The sequence below is a fragment of the Paraburkholderia sp. CI3 genome (assembly GCF_050436505.1).
Taxonomy (GTDB): domain Bacteria; phylum Pseudomonadota; class Gammaproteobacteria; order Burkholderiales; family Burkholderiaceae; genus Paraburkholderia; species Paraburkholderia tuberum.
Genome location: NZ_JBNDMI010000003.1, coordinates 806,697 through 825,661 on the forward strand (window position 1 = coordinate 806,697; position 18,965 = coordinate 825,661).

Here is an 18,965-nt window from a genome sequence, read left to right on the forward strand (position 1 = left end):
ATTTCAGGGTGACCGTCTGCATTCCTGTCGATCGGGAAGCATCTTCCATTGGCAACCCATGTACAGTGCCTGCAGGATGTAGTTGAAGATCTTGTGCAAGGCCAGCGTGGGGGGAGGTCCGCGACGGCCCAGGCTCAGATGCGGCCAGACAAATTGCTCGAACTGCTCCAGGCGCAATCTTGTTGGAATCTCTTGCCAGTACGGGCTTCGGGTCATTCGCTGCGTCCAGAAATCTGGACTTTAGCCGATCTGGCTACTCTGACCTGAAATCCAGTCCTGGCGCGGCTTGCAGACAAATTCCACGGCCGTCGAAAACCCGCAACCAGTTGTGAAGGTAAATCCTGAATTCCAACCCACATCGCCGCTGTTTCCGAACCGGAATGGCCATGCAATGACGAGAGCCAATGTTGCATTGAGGCTAACACTGGCTACCGGGAACGCAGCCGGAACCTGCCCCAGCCTTGCAAAGCGACATGTATCGCCTCATACCGTCCGTCACGCCACCGCCATGCATTTACTTCAGGCAGGTGTCGACATCAGCGTCATTGCACTATGGCTCGGACATGAGAGCCCCATCACGACGCACCACTATGTCGAAGCCGATCTCAACATGAAGGAACGTGCTCTGGCCAGGCTTCACGAACCGCAGACCGGAATTCAGCGCTATCGGGCACCGGACTCGCTGATCAACTTCCTGAAGGCACTGTAATTATGCAAAGGCTGGAATTCGAACTGGCCGCTGCCCATCGGCTCTCTGGGGGGCGCCGGCCAGCTACTTTCCATAATCAACGACTTGGCATAATCGGCCTTTGCCGACGTTCGACGAGGCTCCCTTGGACGTCAGCAATATGACGGGTTACCGACGGTGACGGCGTCGTGCAGCGGGACGACCGCTTCCGGCATCCGCCAACTCGCAGTTTCGACCCACAAGGGACGGTCGCGGGAGCGGGAAGCGGACGTTCACGCTCTCACGCGAAAGCGTATCAAGCGCGTTTCCGGTGCTAACGCCGGACTCGGCGCTCAAGGCGCAAGCGATCTGGTGTTCTGCGGACCGTGCGACAGCATGGCGCTCCTGGACGCGGGATAGCCGGGTACCAACCATGACAAGCGCGTGCGATACATCGGCTTTAAAGAGAAATGTCGCGCTCGGCAGGCAACTTAGTGTCACCGGGACACCCACGATTTTTCTCGAGAACGGCCGTCGCTTGTTCGGTGTATTGCCGGAAGACCAGCTCGAAAGGGCTCTTATGTCGTTACCTTGACTCCTCAACAGCACTAAACCGGTAAGTTTTGAACCGGTGAGGGCCGTGTTTTTGTGGCATTACGACAAAGGTGGTCAAACAACTTTGAATCCATAGTTCGTCTAACTTCAAACTAACGGCAGCGCGATCCCCATCGCATGAACACACTCATGCCGAGCGCTGTCATTTCAGCGGTGCTGCGCTCTGCTTTCCACCGATAGAAGGAGCTCCTTTTGTCCACGGAAACACAGCAGCAGGGCATACCTTGTTTCCCCCAATGAGTAGCCCGCAACCTCGAGCGCCACAGCAACTGACCGGTAACTCTTCCGCAGAAGCATTGGCCATGCGCCGCCAGATACAAGCGCGGCGCCGGCGCTGACGGCGGCGGCCACGTGAAAATTCCCGCGCGCTTCGCAGCGCGTGTTGACGACGGGAAGAACTTCCGCGTATCGTCGTGCAAGCCACTCGCCACAGCGAACCGGAGGCCGCCCGGAATGCCCATCAATGTCGCCAACTGTCGTACCCTCCCGACCACGGTATCGACCGGCAACTTCAATGGCGGGGCGTTCGTGCCGCTGGTCAACGGCTTGCACCGCCACTACACGGCGACGAACTGCCGGGTCAACCTTAATCCGGCGATGAATGTCGGCGTCGGCATTGCCGGCCTCACGAGCCTGAATCCGCAGGCCGCGCCCGCCGGTGACACCTATTTCCTACCGTTCGCGACCGACGAAATCACTTCGATGGTGCTCCCGCCGCCCGGCGGCGCAGGCGCGCCGCAGTCGTTTCTGACGACCAACCTGTCTGGCTGCATGGTCTACGTCGACAGCGTGCACGGCGTACCGGGGTCCATCGTCGTCTACCACGCGAACAACCAGTCCAATGCGCCGGGCGGTCACCTGGGCGGCTTGCAGCCGACGCTGGAACTGCCGGCTTGCACCGCTTACCTGAATAACCTGTACAACACCGCGCGCGGCCACCTTGCGGCGGCTCCTCTCGGGCTGAACCTGCTGCCGCTCGGCAACGTGGCCAAGCCGGCTTACAACGCAGGCGCGATGGTCGAGATCAACCGCAAGCTCGGACAGTCGCGTACGAACGTCGAGTTCACTGGCGGCACCATCGTGTTCGGCCACGCGAACGGCGCACACTGGGAACTCTTCTGGGCGACCTACGGCAGTTGTGAATACGACCGCCCCGCCTATGCGCCCAAAGCCTGGTTCGGGCACGGCCACCGCAATCCGACGGGCAGTACCAATCCTAACTACCGGGTGCTCGGGTCGGCGCAATTCGTCTAGCCGGGGCCCGGGCGGAAAAGCACGCGAAGTGCAATTCACGCTCGTTGAGCGAATCGCTGCATTTCACACCGCACGCAGTTGCCTCAGCGGTATTGGTCACAGTGGGAAACCCGGGGCGGTTCAATCGGCCGTTCCCGACGCACATTGACGGTGCGCCTTTCACGGTTCGGCGGTAGTGCCGACGTTTCGAACGGCGGCTTTGTCGAAGTCCTGCAGTCCCATCGAAGTTTTGCTATCGCTCATCGGTCGCTCGGTTTTCTGTCTGTCAGCCCACCGCGACTGCTGAGATTTCTCAGTGCTACGCGAGGAGGCTCCGAAATGGCAGCAAAAATCAGCAAGAGCAACGTCATATCCGATGTCACGCAGACCCTGCAGAAATTCGATCTGCTTGAACTGCAGCAATACACGCGCGAGAAAAGCTACTCAAACACGGCGAGCAAGGACTTTCACCTGTTCTACGTAGGACGTGACGACGTTCACGACATCCTGAAGTACGTCCTTTCCCGTGCAAGTGTCTCCCTGTACATGAACATGTTTGGATTTGACGACGACGAACTCAACGATATTCTCATGCAGCAAGCCCGTGACCCGAGCATCACCATGATGATCACCCTTGACAAGAGCCAGGCTGGCGGTGTTCATGAAAAGAAGCTTCTCGATTCCGATATCGCACAGGACCCTGCCAAATTCAACACGTACTTTGTGATCGGACAATCGGCTACCCATCAGATCAGTCACACGAAGGGATTCGTGGCCGATGGCAAGGTCGGCGGGGAGGGATCAACGAATTGGTCGGCGTCCGGCGAGGGGACGTTCGTTGTCAAGGGCAAGCCGGGCGGCCCAGGTTACAAGGCGCAAAACAACACGCAGACCATATTTACGGATCCCGACACTATCAATCGATTTCAGACAGAACTGATTGCTGAGCACATGATAGCGAAGGCGCAAGGAGCCGCAGCCACCACGGCGACCTCCACGGCCAGAGCGGGGGCTGCGGGCGCCAAGAAAGGTGCCGCGGCAGCCAAGGGCAAGTAATCAGGAAATTGTTCGATGTGTCGATGGCCGTCCCGGCGTGACCGAAGTCCGCGCGTGCCAGCGCTGGTCGCGGCGTTCGTCGCCGGGCAGGTGGTACCTGCAACGCTCCAAGGCGTCTCGTCGATCGGCGACATCGTGGATGCTCGTGTGGCGCCTCACACTCTATAATCCATGCATTTCATATCGCGACTGCACGTGCGAGCCTGTGCCGGTGCCTAGTGGCGTCCGCCATGACCGCCGCTTTGGCCCCCGCCCTGCTCGAAGTGAGTGCTGCCACCGTGGAACCCATGGTGAAAGCCGTCGTCATGGTCAAAGTCGTGGAAGCGGTGGAAACCGCCGCCAAGGAATACGCATGGCTGGCCGCGAGACGGACACCCGGCATAGAACTCGCACGGATAACTCGGATACGCCGCGCACGTGTTGTAATAACCTGGCTCCGCAGCGCAATCTATCGCGCCAAGCAGCAGCATGGCAAACAGAACCTTTGCCTTCATGATGCAAACCTGCCATACCCCGTTCTCTCAATACTCACCACCATTATTCACAGCCAGTGGCATGGTGGTGGCGCCGTCATCGGATGGCATGTTGTGCGGGACAGGTGGCACGTTTTGCGTGTCCAGTGCCGCTGTCACGGTCCCTGATCGCCTATCCGCTGCCGCTGCCGCTGCATCGACAGAATGACTCAAGTTTACACCGTTCGATCCAGTTGATAACCAGACTTGTGGGTAAAGCTCAGTCTGGAAGGACGGGAATTGCCGTACCACGAGTCATTCTGGCCTTCAGGCACCACGGAACAATGAACAGCCGGTCACGTCTGGCGAGTTCCGCGACCGGCTGAGGTGAGGTCCTTCGTCTCGAACTTGAATCGATATCGTCAATGGGTCAGCGACATCGCGCTTCTGGAGTTGCCCAGGGGCGCGCTGCCGGCTATTGTCCGTGCTGCCCGGACGCTCGTTCCCTGGAGCCGCTTACTGGAGCGATGATCCCGAAGAGTCCATTTGTCTCCTTGTTAAGGACCTGCCGAGAAATACAGCGTGTCTGGACTCGAATTGCGCCCGCCACCGAGTGTCAGAGTCCACAGACCGTCGATAGCCAGTGGATTGCCGAACTCATTCTCCAACTGATCGACGAACGAGCCGTCATTGTCGAAGACATTGATTCGACCATCGCCGAAGTTGCCAACGAGAATCTTGCCGCTGAAGCGGCCGAACGCAAACGATGCGCGCGTGATACCCCACGGCGAGTCGAGCGTCCCTCAGCTTGCAAAGCGACGCAGCAGGTGGTCGTCGGTATCGAATACGTCGACGAATCCACGACCGCGGGCTGCATCGTCGTCGTGCTTCTGTTTGTCCTGCTTCGCGTAGGTGACGAAAAGATCCCCATCGATGTTCGCGATACCAAAACGGGTCATAGCCGGCTGGGATGTTCGGGTCGGCGAAGCCACCGTCGGTCGTCGCGGGCGTGAACAGGCCGTCTGAACCGTTCGGCCCGAATACATCGATCCGACCCGAACGGAAGTTCGTCGCAAACAGGAATCCGCCTTGCGCATTCACTCCGAACACCAGCCCCTTGTAGACAGCCCCGTTGGCGGCGGAGGGATTGGACGAGTTATCGACCGCGATCACGGCGTTGTTCGCCGGATTCACCCACCTGCCCAAGCGGAAATCGTGCCATCTTCAGTTGCGAAGAGGAATACGGTCGGGGTATTGGTACCGGCTTTTCTCCGAAATGGAATTCACCATGCATCTATTACGATAAGTATTCTTCTCTCAATAGCAGCATTTCGTGGCGTAACCTGGGCGATGCGATCTACGCTAGAGAGCTGCTGACGCGGCCGCGCCGATACCGATCAGTCATTCCTGCAGCGCGCCGCAGCCACGCAACGCCATTAATATGCACTCTATATCTATCGACGCTTAATGCCCGGCGATGGTCTGCTCTTCACCCTGCGGGATTCCCTGTCTCCGTTCTTCTTTGGTCACTAGTCCATTGAACCAATGAAACTGCACTGATCTAATCGTGCAGGACAAAATGAATCTGAGTGAAACCGAGCGCGAAGAACTGATGTCGATGCAGCGCAGCCGCACGATGGCCGTTGGCCAGGTGAGGCGTGCGCGGTTGATCTTGCTGCCCGACGAAGGGGACTCGCGTGCGGCGATCATGGCGGGATTGCGTTGCGATTCGCGTTTCATTACAACGTGGCAAATGCGTTTCACCAGTGAGCGTTTGGCTGGCCTGTATGGCAGACATCCAGCCCGCGCGCCGCGACCTGACCTCGCCGGATGCGGCAACCCGCAAAGCGTGGCTCCGCCGAACTCAGGAGAAGCCGCCCGAAATCTGCCGATGCGCCGTCGTGGCTGTGGCACGGCATCGTGGAATTGCTGGTGATGCACGAAGCCGAATACCTCGAACATTGCCGGCGTTACGCGCTGGAAAGGCCGTTGCGTACCTAGACCTGTATCCGCTGATCGTACGTCGTCGTACCCCGGTGTGCTACGAGCGGTAGCCGATCCAGCCGAACAGCATGGCGAGCACGCGCGGATGCAGGCCACTCTGCGATGATCGGCGTGGCAGCCTTCGTGGTCTACTGTTGCGCCCGATATGCGGCAAGACTGCGCTCCGCCTTCTTAACCGCCTTATCGATCGCCGTGCCAGGCTCCATGTTCCGCACTTCAGGTCGGGCGCACAGTGTCTCTTCGAGCCGCTCGCCTTATCCAGCAAGAACGGTCGCGCGCACAAGCACGGTGACGGCCGTGCGATCACCGCTACGGACTTTTTGCGGCGTTCATGGCGACCTTGTTCAACCCGTATCCGAATCGGACCTGCGCTCACGACACCGTCGAAGGTAGTTGTAGGGAAAGAAAACTATAATGGCGCGGCCCGTTCACTTTCGGATCGGCCGCGTGATGTGTCCCTCATGCTGCGCAAGAGCATTGGGTGTCCGGCCTTCTGGCTTTGGACCCCTTCTCCGCTCGAGCCGATCCCCCTATACAGCCATGCATACCCAGTTCCGCTTTTCCTCCGCGGCTTTCGTGCTTGCGCTTGCGAGCGCACTGTCTGCGTGCTCGACACCGAAGCCGCTTTATCAGCAAGAACAGTTCGACGCAGGCGATAGCCCCTATATGCACAAGTTCGCCGCGAAGACGGAACCAACCTGCGAAGCGGCCCGCCGTGCGTTGCTCAGCCAGGGGTATATCGCCAGTTCAACGAGGCCCGATTCGGTCGACGGCTCGAAAAATTTCCAGCCCACCGGCGATACGCACGCGGTGATCGAAATCCATGTGGTCTGTACTGCCGACGACACCAGAGGCAACAGCAGTACCGCGTACGTGAACGCGGTGCAGGATCGCTATGCGCTGAAGAAGAGCAACACGTCGGCGAGCGTCGGACTGAGCGTGTTCGGATCGCTGTCGCTGCCGATCGGCTCAAGCGATGACTCGATGGTGAAGGTTGCGAGCGAGACGATTCCTGCCGGCGTTTTCTATCAGCGTTTCTTTGCGCTCGTCGACCACTACCTGAAGGCCGACTCTGCTCAGCCTGGCGACATTGCCGCCGCGGCAGCGCCGAAGGAAGCGCTGCCGTCGATGAACGACGCCGTGCCACCTATCGGGGCAGCCCAGACGGGTAATGATTCGGAGAAAGCGACGAGCGCCAGGTAAGCGTCCACGGTATCGCGTGCCCGAACCTGTGCTCGAGCCGCGTTTTGTCCGCCCACTTTCCCCGCTAGCATCCAGCGACGAGGAGTCGAACAGCCTGACGTGCCATGTTGCCATGCACGGACCCGCCTGGCAGCACACGCGAGCCGCCGCGGTCGTCAACCCGGTCGTAAACTTCGGCGCATAAACGGCGTCATGCTCGCGCTGTCCCAGTGCAGATCGGGCGGCCCTCGAAGTTGGGCCGCGACAAGTGTCCGGAACAACGCTCAAGCCTGCATCATATTGGCTTGCGGGCTCATAGGGTGCGACATCTCAGTGACGGCGTGCGAAGGCCCGAAGGAGGGAATCTCCGTCCTGCGTAATGCGAGGCCGCACTGTACCGCCGGCAAGCTGCTCCATGGCGACAAGCTGGCGTTCGAGCAATGTGTCAAGTTCCTGCCGCTCGGCAATATGGTCGGCCGAGTCCCTGACGAGCATTAATGTCGCAAATTCATGGGCGCTGAGCATTCCTGTCTCCTGATCGTTCGAGTAGGTGCCGTAGGGGATTGCACCGGCTACTGGCCTTTGGCCATGCCTGCCCGGCCAAGGTCGCTTCCGGCGACGCATTACGGATGGCGCGTTTGGCTGCAATTGGCAGCGGGGAGTTGATGGTAGGAGCAAGCTCGGGAGCGGAGCAATCCGGTTCGTCCCGCATATTGGACATATTGAAGGTCTTGCGCACGAGAAATATCGTCATCCGGCTTCGACGCCGGCTGCCCCGCGCAAAGTCGCGAGAGCACCAAACTGGCCTCACCTGATCAACCCGCCGCTCCGCCGGTCACGGTCGCTCCAGAACGGACCCCGGGGACGAGGTTTCGCCGTCCGGATAGTCGATGCCTTCCTCATGCGGGCACCCGATGATGCGATCGACGCCGACGACCGAACGCGCACCATGCTGTTCAATGAACCGGACGACTGCTTCGGTGATTTCCGGATCGGTTCTCGCATCTGACGTTTCACAGAACCACCGCTCAACAGGATCAGCATCCGCGCCTTCGTACGCGACGAGGCTGGGGGCACAGGCCGGGGCTTTGTGCCGTTTCCGCGGGCGGCTGTTCCTGTCTTCCATCGCGCCTACCCCCGCTTGCGACGTGCCACAGGTTTGTTTGCCGTCGCCGGTGACGCGGGTGTCGCAGATGCCTTGCCCGGCGTGGCCGGCGTGGCCGGCGTGGCCGGCGTGGCCGGCGGCCGCATGGGGCGCGTCAGTGCAGGGCGCGCCGCGGTTGGACGGGCAGACGCGGCCTTCGCTCGGGCCGGCCGGCCGTCGCGTGTATCCGCCTGCCGCAGTGCCGCCAGCTGTTGCTGCAGCGCGACGTTCGTGGCCAGCACGGCATCGAGCCGTCCCTGCAGCATGCCCGCCTGGTGACGCGCGTCCCCGATCTGCGCCCGCAGCGCCTCGACCGCCCTGTGATGGTCCGCCTCGCGACTGTCGGCCCGCTTCACCGCGGCATCGAGGTCCTTCTGCAGCTTCGCGGCCGTACCCCGCTCGCGGTCGATCTCCAGCAGCGCGCGTTTTTCCGACGCCCGCAGGCGCTCTTTGGCGCGCTCCGCGCTCTCGCGCAGCTTCTCGAGATCCCGCGAGAAGCCTTCGCGCACCTTGTCCAGTTCACGGTCGCGCACGAGCGCCTCGGCCTTGAGCCGGACGATCTCGGCCTCGCACGCCTGCCGCGCCGCCTGGCCCTCGGCCTCAGCCCTTTCCAGTTCGCGCACCTCGACCTGCGCGGCAAGGAGCGCCGCCGTGCGCTGTTCGAGCGCGGTCTCGACGCGACCCAGTTCGTCGCGGGCAGCAACGACCGACCGTTGCGCCTCAACGCGTTGCGCCTCAACCTCGTCGCGCAGCGCGTCGAGCGCGGCTTCGGCAGAGGCGGTTGCGCGGGTCCAGAGCGCCGCGACCAGTTCGCCGGCAGCCGGCCCCAGATCGGCGGGCAGGTCGGGGTGTTCGATGCGCACCCGGCTCTTTTCGCGCAGTTCGGCCCAGAATTCACCGAGTACCTGGGTCGGCGTGCTCATGCTGCCGCGCTTGACCAGCTGGTAAAGCCGGTTCGCGGTCGGCGTGATCCCGAAGCGGAAGAACAGTAGCGCGCAGACCTCGCGGTACAGCTCGCGGGTCTTCGGGAATTCGCCTTTCAGGCGGTCGATTTCAGCCGAGAGGCGGGTTTCGTCGGGCAGGACGTCGGACATGGCGGCGGTTTGCGGGTAATTGGATATGTATTACAGCATAAACCGCCCGATATCTAACCACTCTTGGCCAATATTTTGACATTACGGCTATAATGTTGAAAATTACCACGCAGGACAGTCTGCCATTGCGCGCCTCGACGCGCTCCCCGGAAAAGCTCACCTTCATGTCGACTTCGGCCGCCCGCAGCGGCGTCGCGCTGCAACCCGCTCCGCTCGAAACGCTCGCTATCCCTGCGGCGCTTGACGGTCGCACGGGATCGAACCGCGCGATCGGCGGCCATGCGCAGATTGCCGCGGCAAATGACCTGGAGGCAATACAGGCATGGCTCGCGCGCTTTGCCGACAAGCCGGCGACCTTCGACAGCTACCGCAAGGAAGCCGAGCGGCTGCTGCTCTGGTCGCTCGTGCAGCCAGGCAAACCGCTGTCGTCACTCACCCACGAGGACCTTGTCCGCTATCAGCGCTTTCTCGCCGACCCGCAGCCCGCCGCAACATGGGTCTCGGGCAGGGGTCGCAAGCATCCGCGCGGCGACGCGCGCTGGAGACCTTTCTACGGCCCACTGTCGCCTGCCAGCACCCGGCAGGCGATGATCATTCTGAACGTGCTGTTTTCATGGCTGGTGCAGGCGGGGTATCTGGCCGGCAACCCGCTCGCGCTCTCGCGCCAGCGTGTGCGGCATGCCGCGCCGCGCATTGCCCGCTATCTGGATCCGGGCCTCTGGCAGGAGGTAAAGGACTACATCACGTCGATGCCACAGGATACGGCCCGCACCCGCGCGCACCATCACCGCGTGCGCTGGCTCTTTACGCTGCTGTATCTGGGCGGCCTGCGCATCGCCGAGGTCGGTGGCAACACCATGGGTCAGTTTTTCGTGCGGCGCGACGCGGATGGCATGATGCGCTGGTGGCTGACCGTACACGGCAAGGGCGACCGGGAACGGCTGGTACCGGCGACGCGCGAACTGATGACCGAGCTCACGCGCTACCGGCAATCGTTCGGGATGACGGCCCTGCCCTCACCCGGTGAGGCAACGCCACTCGTGCTCCCAATCGGAAGTACGGCGGGACAAACCGCAGGAAGCAGGACGGAACTCGCCCGCAGCAACGCTGACGGTCGATCAAACGCACCGCTCACGCGGGCCGCGCTGCACGCGATCGTGAAAAACGTGTTTGCAGGCGCCGCCGACCGGCTGCGTGAACGCCGCGGAGAATTCCTGTCACGCGCGGACCTGCTCCAGGCGGCGTCTGCTCACTGGCTGCGACATACTGCCGGTTCGCACATGGCCGACCAGAAAGTAGATCTGCGCCTCGTGCGCGACAACCTCGGGCATGCATCGCTGACCACCACGAGCGTGTATCTTCATGCTGACGACGATCGCCGGCATGATGAAACCGATGAGAAACACCGCATCGGCTGGTGAGGCCGGTGACTTTTCGTATTGCGGATGTCAGCGCCCCGGCGCAGTACAGGACAGCCGTCCCATATTCAGATTGCATCGCCTGTGGAAAAATGCTCTTAACGCTTCTTGAAGCGTCGTCCCTGACCGCTTATGGAACTCCTCGACCTTGAACCGCAAGTGCTCGCGAATCGCCGCGGAGTGGCCTTCGGCCTCCCCCATCAGAGCACGGTTGGATGCGTCATCACCATCCGGGCGCTGGAAGCCTGCTTCTGGCTTGAACCGCAGGCCAGCGACGCGCGGATCCTGAAGACATTTCGTGACGGTTACAGCCGCATCCGGGCCATCGCCGAACGGAAGCTGCTCGCCCATCCGACCACAACGCTTGAACTGACACCGACCGACTTCGCGCATCGCCAGGCGCGAGACGGCAGGCGAATGCGCACGCGACGCGGCGCTTAGGTGGCGCCAAGATTCGCGCTTCGTGCGCGGGCGGGAGGAAAACGAGCGGCGCAGCCTGGCTGCGGCGCCCGACGCCCGACGCCCCGCCATGTTGCCGGCTGCACAGCGAAGTCGCGCAAATCGGCGAGACCGCATCGCTGCGCACGTCCTCTCTAATGGTGCACGGTGCACGGCCTTGGCCGCCCATTCGACCTGGCGCAGTGCTTCAGCTGCGGCGGGCGGCCGAAGTAAAGTTCATCGCTGCGCGACGCGCTATACGTCGCCAGCTCTGATCCTGCGGACGGGCAATCAGCGCGGCCTTGCCTGCACCCGGAGTGCCGAAGAAACCTGGCATTACGCCATCACCGGCCACCGGGAATTTCATCAATCGCATCATTCGGTCAACGGCGACGGGTCCTTATTCGGGCAGGCGTCAAACGCGTCTCTCACCGGTTACGTCTTCATCCGCGCTGTAGACGGTCAATCCTTCTACTGGGTCCATCGGTGCGTCCCACGGGCGCGCGGCAATGGCCCGCATTGCTGCTTCATAGCCCGCGCGCTGTCGGGAAGCAATGCCGGCTGGGGTGAAATCGATATCCTTCAACTGGTCGTCCCCGTCCAGGCGGGGTGCAGCGAGTTTGATCATACGCATGGTGGTCTGGCACCCCCAGGCGGCAAGCTCCTGGACTTCGGACGAGGCGCGCTCGGCTTCCGGCAAGCGCTTAACCAGTTCGCGGATCACATGGCGGAGACGGTGTATCTGCTGCTGACGCGCGATGTGACTGTCGGTGCGACTGGCGTACTGGATGTCCTTTTGCCGTTCCGAGATCTGCCATATGCTTTCCGGCTCAGGGCCGATCGGGTTCCATACCTGTACCGAGAAGATGACCGAACTCTTGCGGGGCTTGTCATCCAGCACCACCTCGACCGGGGTGTTGGAATAAACGCCGCCGTCCCAATACGGCTCTCCGTCAATCCGCACGGCCGGGAACGCGGGTGGCAGCGCGCCCGAGCTCATGATGTGCGAGGCATTCAGCCGTTGGTCGCGCGAGTCGAAGTAGCGCATCGCGCCCGTGCAGGCGTGAACTGCGCCCACGGTCAGTCGCGGATGCCCGGCGTTCAGCAGATCGAAGTCGACCAGCGAACAAAGCGTATCGCGCAACGGCGCAATCAGGTAATACGACGCTCGATCCACGCCGAGCCGGGCGAGCGGTCCGAGCCAGGATGCCGGATTGGGCTGGAAGAATCCCTCGATGCCGCCGCCGATGATCATCCATTTTGCAAAGATCTTGTCCCAGCCAGGCCAGGCAGCAGGCACGTCCAGGCGGGTGCGGTCGGTCACCTGGTTCCAGAATTCCTCCAGCCGTCGATAACGGTGCTCCGGTGGATTCCCGGCGATCAAGGCTGCGTTGATCGCGCCAATGGAGGTGCCGATCACCCAATCCGGCTGTATGCCCGCTTCGTCCATCGCCTGATAGACACCAAGCTGATACGCGCCCAACGCGCCGCCACCCTGAAAGACGAGTACGACTTGCCCGGGCAACTCTGTGCGCGCTGGCTGGTTCACTCTCATCGATTGCCTCGCTGATCTTTTCCGTAGCGCGACCTGAGTAAGGCGCCCCACGCGCAGTTTCACCGTTGGGGGGAGCGGTGCGCGGGGCGAGCGCGAATCGATTGCCAGGATGGGATCCTGTTTCCTTGGCGTTGCGTGACGGCGTGCGACGATGGGACCCGAATGCCATTAGCAAGTGTAGGCGATCGACGCACGCTGACCTCCATTTCATCTGGCGACCACGCGCGCTCAACCTCCGGTACCGGCGACATAGCCGACCCGCTTGATACTGTCGCGAAACGAGGTCTTACAATCGAAACCTGTCCCGCGCGGGGCGATGCTTCGCCAGGCCTGCCCCGGCCAGAGCGGAACAGCAGACATGCGCATCGCGGTTACTCGCCATCGCGATGGGAGGAACGCTGACCGGCGAGGCGGCACAGGACTGCAAGGAGGCTACGCGATGCTCGCACTCTTTACCGATTTCGGGGTCGACGACATCTATGTCGGACAGGTAAGGGTCGCCTTGCTGCGACACGCGGCAGCCGGTACCCCCATTATCGATATGCTGCATACTGCCCCGAACTACGACTCGCAGGCAGGCGCGCATCTGCTCGCGGCGCTTGCGCAGTGGTATCCGCCGGATTGTGTCTTCCTGGCCGTGGTCGATCCCGGCGTGGGCGGCGAGCGGGATGCCGTCGTGCTGCAAGCCGACGGGCAGTGGTTCGTCGGGCCGGACAACGGGCTGCTCTCGGTCGTGGCGGCGCGCGCGGCGCGTACCCTGACCTGGCAGATTACATGGCGTCCCGCCGCGCTATCCGCCTCATTTCATGGTCGTGACCTGTTCGCCCCGATGGCAGCATGGATCAGCCGCGGCGAGTTGCCTCCCGACAAGCTCGTTGAGAGGACAGGCTTGCGCGTGCACCTGGATGCAGACGATTTCGCCGAGGTCGTTTACGTCGATCACTACGGCAATGCAATGACGGGGCTGCGGGCCGGAACCGTGCCGAGGACTGCACGGCTAAGCATCGCAGATACCGGTGTCGAATATGCCCGGGTCTTTTCCGATGCAATGGCCGGTCAAGCCTTCTGGTACGAGAACTCAATCGGGCTCGTCGAGATCGCCGTGAATCGCGGCAGCGCCGCGACGCAGCTTGGCGTACGTGTCGGAGATCCCGTCCGGGTGAACGGGGGCGGTGAATCGCCGACATAGCGCCAGGAAAATACGCTGGTGTCCCGAAGGCTGAAATGCTGTTTGTCCTCGAGGCGGTTCCTGGGGGGCAGCGGGGAACCCGGAGGCGGCACATCTCGGGATGACAATCGAGAGGCGCCCAACTGGTTGCGCGTTTCCGTCCATTGCGAACGGAAGAACTACGATGACCGTTGGTAATCGTGCGAAGCCAGGAACATCGTTGTGAAAAGCGACTGGTATCTCGATATCGGAGTTTGCATTATGATCAGGAATGCGAATGCAACAGGCGTGAGCAATCACGGCGCGTGCCGCAGTCAGTGAAGTGCGAGCCCCGCGCTGGTTCAGCAGTAGTGGCGCAGGTTAATCATCGTATAGGCAAGCGTCTTGAACGCGTAGTGAACGTCACTGATGCGTTCAAAGCGCAGCAGCAGACCCGTCGAAAACCCGCAACCAGTTGGGTGTCTCTTTACCCTTCCGGAGGGCGCTGTCAGGTTGGTGGGAAGGCGGCGGTAGAATGAAGTGATGAAAAAACGAAATCGCCTTATCACGGCCACCGCTTCCCTGCCGTCATCATCAGTTGCGCGGTTCGCTGGTATTGATATGACTTTGCATGTCAATCACGACATTGATTTTCAGGTTGTTGCATCGACGCATGAATTTCCTGAGGGCGGCGCAGCAGTAAGTCTCTACGGTGGATCACACTTCTATGAGCGAAACTCTGTCAAGACCGCCTATGCCAGAGTTTTCATAAAGTGTCTACTTTTGTTTGGTCTGAAGTCGCTGTTGCGCTCGTGAGAAGAACCAGCCTCTCACCACCTTCTATCCGCTGACGGGTCGCCAGCCTCATCCTGCATGCGCGTTACGCCGGGATCCTTTCCGGGAACATGCCCCATCTGAAAATATTCGGTTGCTTCAGCAACCCAGTGTGATCACGGGCATGTTCACTCCAACCGTGTTTGCTACGAAACTGCCTGACCGAACCTTTACCTCCTTCCTGCAAAACCTGAGGGGACTCAAGCCGACTTAAGGTGCGCGCCTTCAGGCATGACTCCGTCTTTCAGATAGCGCCACAATGAAATGGCAAGACGTCGCGCTACTGCGACGATGGCGATGCGACGTGCGCGTCGGTTCGGTCCCGTGCCCTGTGTGCGTTGGTCAAACCATTTCGTTAACGCGCTGCCAGGCTGGTAGCGCAGCCAGGTCCAGGCGATCTCGATCAGCAGCGCGCGTACCCGCCGGTTTCCCCTGTTGATATGACTCCCCGTGTCAATAGGGTGGTTTTGAGATTTTTTTCATAGGCGCTTTTTTTTTGAGATTCCTGAGGGCGACGTAGCAGCAAATCTCGACGGTGGATCACGCTGATATTCGCGGATTGGGTACCGCATTACAGAGGTCCGTGTCATGAGCCTGCCGCTTTCTTGCTCCGCAAGTCGGCTGATGCCGTTGCCAAACAGGGGCGCGGGTTACTCGAATACCGGGCTACGCCGCCTTCAGGAAACTCTCCAGACTGTGTGAGCTGGGGGGTGGTGCATCCGTTACGCAGGCTGACCGACTTGCGGTAGCGCTAGGGTCATCCCCATCCGGCCGATGTCCCAGATGAAGCCTGCCAGTTCACGAGCGAGCGCGATGATCGCAACGTGGGGGCTCTTGCCTCGCGTCACCAGTTTGCGATACCGGCGACATAGTCGCAGTTGTGCATCCCAGGCACGATCGATGATCTGTTTCGGGATACCTTCGTGCCGGCGCTGAATATCAATGCTCACACGCGCCGGATGCCGGTAGCTCCAGGCTGACTCGACCAGCAGCTTTCTTGCATAACTGTTGCCGGTTTTGGTGATACTGCCCTGACGTCTCTTGTCGCCGGACGAATGTTCCGAGGGCGTGACGCCGAACCATGCCATCAACTGCCGTGGGTGTTCAAAGCGCGACAGATCGCCCACTTCGGACACCAGTCCAACTGCCGAGACAAACTGGATGCCGCGCATCGCCTGCAGGGCCAGCACGATCGGATAGAACCGCCAGCCGGTAACTGCCTCACGTAGCGCGACTTCCAGCCGTTCGCATTGCGCCAGCCGGTCCTCGATGGTACGCCTGTGTTCGTTGAACGCCAGTTTCTGCTATGCACTACTAAACGAAAGAGTGCTCAGCTAGCGCCGGTGGGCCCGGACCCCAGTTCGCTCGGCCGGAGTACTGTACGCCGTGCGACAGCAGAAAAGACTTCAGTCGCTGCCGAGCCTGCTTCAGGTCGTCGCGGGCGGACGACCACGCCCTGGCGAGATCACGAAACGCCTCGTCTTCTACCGTTGGCACGTGACTGCGGAGAGATCACCGGCTCGGAGCGAGCGTACCAATTTGATCGCGTCACGCCGGTCGGTCTTGACGCGATCACCTGGTTTCCGCGGAATCAACGACGGCGCACACACCATGCAATCGAAACCCTTCGCGATAAGCCGTCGATACAGGCCGTATCCGCAGGGACCCGCTTCATAGACCACACGAACGTGCCGTGCCTTCGATTGCAGCCGTTTGCACAGACGATCGATCTCGATCTGCGTGGTGCCGATCTTGCCAAGCAGTTCCACGTCGCCCATGCCGATCGCGTAGGCAATCGTGATCGAGTCCTTGTGAACGTCCCGCCCCACGTATAACGTGCTATCGTTTTCCATGCTGGCCTCCGTGTCGGAAAGATACCGTTGAGTGGTGGCTCGGGCCACACTCTTGCGGCTCTGGCAGCATGCTAGACGGTGTTAGGAACTTCCGGTCAAAACCTGGTACCCTGGAGGGATGACAGGAGAGAAACGTAAGGCCTACCCGACAGACGTGTCAGACGAAGAATGGAGCACGTAGCAGCGTATCTGACGTTGATGGATGAGAGTGCACCACAGCGTAAATATGAGTTGCGCGAGATGTTCAATGCGTTGCGCTGGATGGCTCGCGCTGGGGCTGCGTGGCGAATGCTGCCGACCAACTTTCCGCCGTGGGAACTCGTGTACCAGCAGACGCAACGATGGCTGGCGGCCGGCTGTTTTGAGTGCATGGTGAGTGATCTTCGTTCGATCATCCGTGTCGCGCAGGGGCGGCAGGGGCAGCCCAGCGCGGTGATCCTTGATGGCCGTACGTTGCAATCGACATGTGAGAGCGGTCCACGCGCAGGTTATGACGGCTACAAGCGCAAGCGTGGCAGCAAGGTGCATATGGCGGTCGACACGCTGGGTCAGTTGCTCGCCGTACACGTGACACCGGCCAACGAGCAGGAACGGGCACAGGTTGCAGAACTGGCGCGCCAGGTGCAGCAGGCAACGGGAGAAACCGTGAAAGTGGCCTTTGCCGATCAGGGTTACACGGGCGAAGCTCCTGCTCAGGCCGCGCGCGCTCAGGGAATTGATCTCCAGGTGGTCAAGCTCGATGAAGCGAAAAAGGGTTTCGTGCTGTTGCCACGTCGATGGGTAGTCGAGCGCAGCTTCGGATGGCTCAACCGCTTTCGACGCCTCGCACGTGACTACGAACGCTTGCCCGAAACACTCGCAGGTCTGCATTTTGTCGTCTTCGCCATGCTTATGCTTGTCCATGCAATGCCAGTACTTCGAAGTTCCTAACACCGTCTAACCCGCGCTTCACTTCCCCACGGCGGCCAGCCTCGGTGCCAAGGGAGTCATACTGACTTGCTGATCCCCTGGTCAACCTGGCTCTCGCCGCTGTCGAAAGGCTGCGGCACCAGTCCGACGCACGCACCGACTTCGCGGCGGTTGTTGAACTCCCGCCAGAACAACTCGAGGGCAAGGCGGGAAGCGCCTACTTCACCAATTCCCTTCAGGCGCGCCAGCGCATCACAACGCTGGCGCGCGAGTGCTGGTACGTTTGTCTGTCGCGTCTTCTCCAGCGCCGCAAGTTGCTGTTCGACGAGTGCCAGCCGTTCGCACTCGCGCAGTAATCGCTCACGCAACTCGCGCGGTAACGGCGCGCCGTCGTGGCAGTGGACCTCCCCGCGCTTGAGTCGGTCGGCGAAGGTGCGGTGGTCGACCGCGTCCCAGCAGCCGACCGTGGTCAGCAGCTTGCGCATCCGGTCGCGGTGCTGCAAAACTTCTTTTTGCCGTTGCCCGCGCTCGCGCATCAGGTGGCGCGATGCTTCGTCCTCCGGTGACGGCATGTGCACCACGTGCATGCGGTCGCGCTCGCCGCGCAGCCAGGCGCGCAGGTTGATGACGAGCTTGATGACATCGAGGCGGTCGGTCTTGGCGCGCCGCTGATGGCGTTCGACCGGAATGCTCGCCGGATCGACAACGTAGCAGTCAACGTGTCGGGACTGCAGCGCGCGACAGATCCAGAACGCATCCTGCCCGGCCTCGTAGCTCACGGCGATTCGTACGTCCCGCGGTAACGACCACTTCTCCCTGTGGGACTCGATCAGGTCCAGCATTGCCTGCAGTCGAGCCGCGGCCTGCGGCTGTGCGACCGTGTGCACGGCCGGCTTCTCGCGCCGGCCATCGTGAAACGCGACTTTCCATTTGGCCGCCGCCAGTTCCAGCGACACTGCCAGCACCGGTACGTCGCCATTACCCGTGTATGCCTGATCGGTAAGCATGATGTTCTCCTGTGAGCAAACCTTAGAAAGCTGATTTTAGGCATCAGCTTGTCGAGGGCCTCGCTCATAGGATCTGATATCCGCGGGTTGGATACCGCATTACAGAGGTCCGCCTCATGAGCCTGCCGCTAACTTCCGCCGCAAGTTGGTGATGCCCACTCGATCGTCAATCGGGGACCAGGATCCTTGTGGAGACGGCCTTTCCACCCGGTCGGATAGCGACGATGCCGTCAGCGATACCAAAAAATCCGGTCGGCAGTTACCAGCTCTGGACAGACTGCGTTGGAGAATCAACATGCGCTCTCGTCGAAACATCACGAACAGCGGACGTTTGAGTACGACGTCTGCTCGTATACC

14 protein-coding genes and 8 pseudogenes are annotated in these 18,965 nt (G+C 61.2%); 12 read left to right on the plus strand and 10 right to left on the minus strand.

The genetic code is table 11. From position 1 onward, the window contains the following. Window positions 1-286: 286 nt before the first annotated feature. The 5 genes and pseudogenes from OKW29_RS12430 (at window position 287) to OKW29_RS12450 (ending at window position 4,212) form a co-directional block, all read left to right on the plus strand. Window positions 287-709, plus strand: a complete 423-nt coding sequence (locus OKW29_RS12430) for a tyrosine-type recombinase/integrase (RefSeq protein ID WP_429291258.1) — start codon at window positions 287-289, stop codon at window positions 707-709. A 280-nt stretch (window positions 710-989) separates the two neighbouring features. Further along, window positions 990-1,262 (plus strand): annotated as a pseudogene (locus OKW29_RS12435) (thioredoxin fold domain-containing protein); the annotation flags it as partial. A 473-nt stretch (window positions 1,263-1,735) separates the two neighbouring features. Beyond that, the gene (locus tag OKW29_RS12440; RefSeq protein ID WP_429291259.1) at window positions 1,736-2,536 is read left to right on the plus strand and encodes a hypothetical protein; all 801 of its coding nucleotides are present in this window, start codon (window positions 1,736-1,738) and stop codon (window positions 2,534-2,536) included. 318 nt (window positions 2,537-2,854) lie between these two features. Continuing rightward, window positions 2,855-3,571, plus strand: coding sequence for a hypothetical protein (locus OKW29_RS12445; RefSeq protein ID WP_429291260.1), 717 nt, complete (start codon window positions 2,855-2,857; stop codon window positions 3,569-3,571). A 230-nt stretch (window positions 3,572-3,801) separates the two neighbouring features. Continuing rightward, window positions 3,802-4,212 carry a hypothetical protein gene (locus tag OKW29_RS12450; protein ID WP_184074104.1) on the plus strand — a complete coding sequence of 137 codons (411 nt, stop codon included), beginning with the start codon at window positions 3,802-3,804 and terminating at the stop codon, window positions 4,210-4,212. A 286-nt stretch (window positions 4,213-4,498) separates the two neighbouring features. On the opposite strand, the pseudogene OKW29_RS12455 reads toward OKW29_RS12450, so the two are convergent. After that, window positions 4,499-5,267 (minus strand): annotated as a pseudogene (locus OKW29_RS12455) (TIGR03118 family protein); the annotation flags it as partial. 220 nt (window positions 5,268-5,487) lie between these two features. Next, window positions 5,488-5,763, minus strand: a complete 276-nt coding sequence (locus tag OKW29_RS12460; protein ID WP_429291261.1) for a hypothetical protein — start codon at window positions 5,761-5,763, stop codon at window positions 5,488-5,490. 89 nt (window positions 5,764-5,852) lie between these two features. Here OKW29_RS12460 and OKW29_RS12465 point away from each other — a divergent pair. Both OKW29_RS12465 and OKW29_RS12470 read left to right on the plus strand, forming a co-directional pair. Continuing rightward, a pseudogene (locus tag OKW29_RS12465) lies at window positions 5,853-6,024 on the plus strand (DUF2252 domain-containing protein); the annotation flags it as partial. A gap of 543 nt (window positions 6,025-6,567) precedes the next feature. Continuing rightward, window positions 6,568-7,230 carry a DUF2242 domain-containing protein gene (locus OKW29_RS12470; protein ID WP_429291262.1) on the plus strand — a complete coding sequence of 221 codons (663 nt, stop codon included), beginning with the start codon at window positions 6,568-6,570 and terminating at the stop codon, window positions 7,228-7,230. Window positions 7,231-7,539: 309 nt separating this feature from the next. Here OKW29_RS12470 and OKW29_RS12475 read toward each other — a convergent pair whose 3' ends face one another. From OKW29_RS12475 to OKW29_RS12485, 3 genes are all read right to left on the minus strand, one after another. Next, window positions 7,540-7,734, minus strand: a complete 195-nt coding sequence (locus OKW29_RS12475; protein ID WP_187639394.1) for a hypothetical protein — start codon at window positions 7,732-7,734, stop codon at window positions 7,540-7,542. 310 nt (window positions 7,735-8,044) lie between these two features. Beyond that, on the minus strand, window positions 8,045-8,335 hold the full coding sequence (locus tag OKW29_RS12480) for a hypothetical protein (protein WP_429291263.1): 291 nt from the start codon (window positions 8,333-8,335) through the stop codon (window positions 8,045-8,047). A gap of 5 nt (window positions 8,336-8,340) precedes the next feature. Then, window positions 8,341-9,447 carry a DNA-binding protein gene (locus OKW29_RS12485; protein WP_429291264.1) on the minus strand — a complete coding sequence of 369 codons (1,107 nt, stop codon included), beginning with the start codon at window positions 9,445-9,447 and terminating at the stop codon, window positions 8,341-8,343. Between the two features lie 164 nt (window positions 9,448-9,611). Here OKW29_RS12485 and OKW29_RS12490 point away from each other — a divergent pair, with 164 nt between their 5' ends. Both OKW29_RS12490 and OKW29_RS12495 read left to right on the plus strand, forming a co-directional pair. Continuing rightward, window positions 9,612-10,868 carry a tyrosine-type recombinase/integrase gene (locus OKW29_RS12490; protein ID WP_429292498.1) on the plus strand — a complete coding sequence of 419 codons (1,257 nt, stop codon included), beginning with the start codon at window positions 9,612-9,614 and terminating at the stop codon, window positions 10,866-10,868. Window positions 10,869-10,997: 129 nt separating this feature from the next. Continuing rightward, window positions 10,998-11,306, plus strand: a complete 309-nt coding sequence (locus tag OKW29_RS12495) for a DUF1488 family protein (RefSeq protein ID WP_429291265.1) — start codon at window positions 10,998-11,000, stop codon at window positions 11,304-11,306. A gap of 205 nt (window positions 11,307-11,511) precedes the next feature. Here the strand turns inward: OKW29_RS12495 and OKW29_RS12500 are convergent, their stop codons facing one another. After that, entirely contained in the window at window positions 11,512-11,670 is a 159-nt protein-coding gene (locus tag OKW29_RS12500) for a hypothetical protein (RefSeq protein WP_429291266.1), read from the minus strand. Window positions 11,671-11,718: 48 nt separating this feature from the next. After that, window positions 11,719-12,858 (minus strand): patatin-like phospholipase family protein, encoded by a 1,140-nt coding sequence (locus OKW29_RS12505; protein WP_429291267.1) that lies wholly within the window; start codon window positions 12,856-12,858, stop codon window positions 11,719-11,721. Window positions 12,859-13,297: 439 nt separating this feature from the next. On the opposite strand from OKW29_RS12505, the gene OKW29_RS12510 reads away from it, so the two are divergent. Together OKW29_RS12510 and OKW29_RS12515 are read left to right on the plus strand one after the other, a co-directional pair. Further along, entirely contained in the window at window positions 13,298-14,047 is a 750-nt protein-coding gene (locus OKW29_RS12510; RefSeq protein ID WP_429291268.1) for an SAM hydrolase/SAM-dependent halogenase family protein, read from the plus strand. Window positions 14,048-14,553: 506 nt separating this feature from the next. After that, a pseudogene (locus OKW29_RS12515) lies at window positions 14,554-14,622 on the plus strand (IS6 family transposase); the annotation flags it as partial. Between the two features lie 417 nt (window positions 14,623-15,039). On the opposite strand, the pseudogene OKW29_RS12520 reads toward OKW29_RS12515, so the two are convergent. Next, window positions 15,040-15,273, minus strand: a pseudogene (locus tag OKW29_RS12520) (IS110 family transposase); the annotation flags it as partial. A gap of 288 nt (window positions 15,274-15,561) precedes the next feature. Continuing rightward, a pseudogene (locus tag OKW29_RS12525) lies at window positions 15,562-16,692 on the minus strand (IS110 family transposase). 118 nt (window positions 16,693-16,810) lie between these two features. On the opposite strand from OKW29_RS12525, the pseudogene OKW29_RS12530 reads away from it, so the two are divergent. Continuing rightward, window positions 16,811-17,622 (plus strand): annotated as a pseudogene (locus OKW29_RS12530) (IS5 family transposase). 65 nt (window positions 17,623-17,687) lie between these two features. On the opposite strand, the pseudogene OKW29_RS12535 reads toward OKW29_RS12530, so the two are convergent. Next, window positions 17,688-18,608, minus strand: a pseudogene (locus tag OKW29_RS12535) (transposase); the annotation flags it as partial. Window positions 18,609-18,965: the final 357 nt, after the last annotated feature.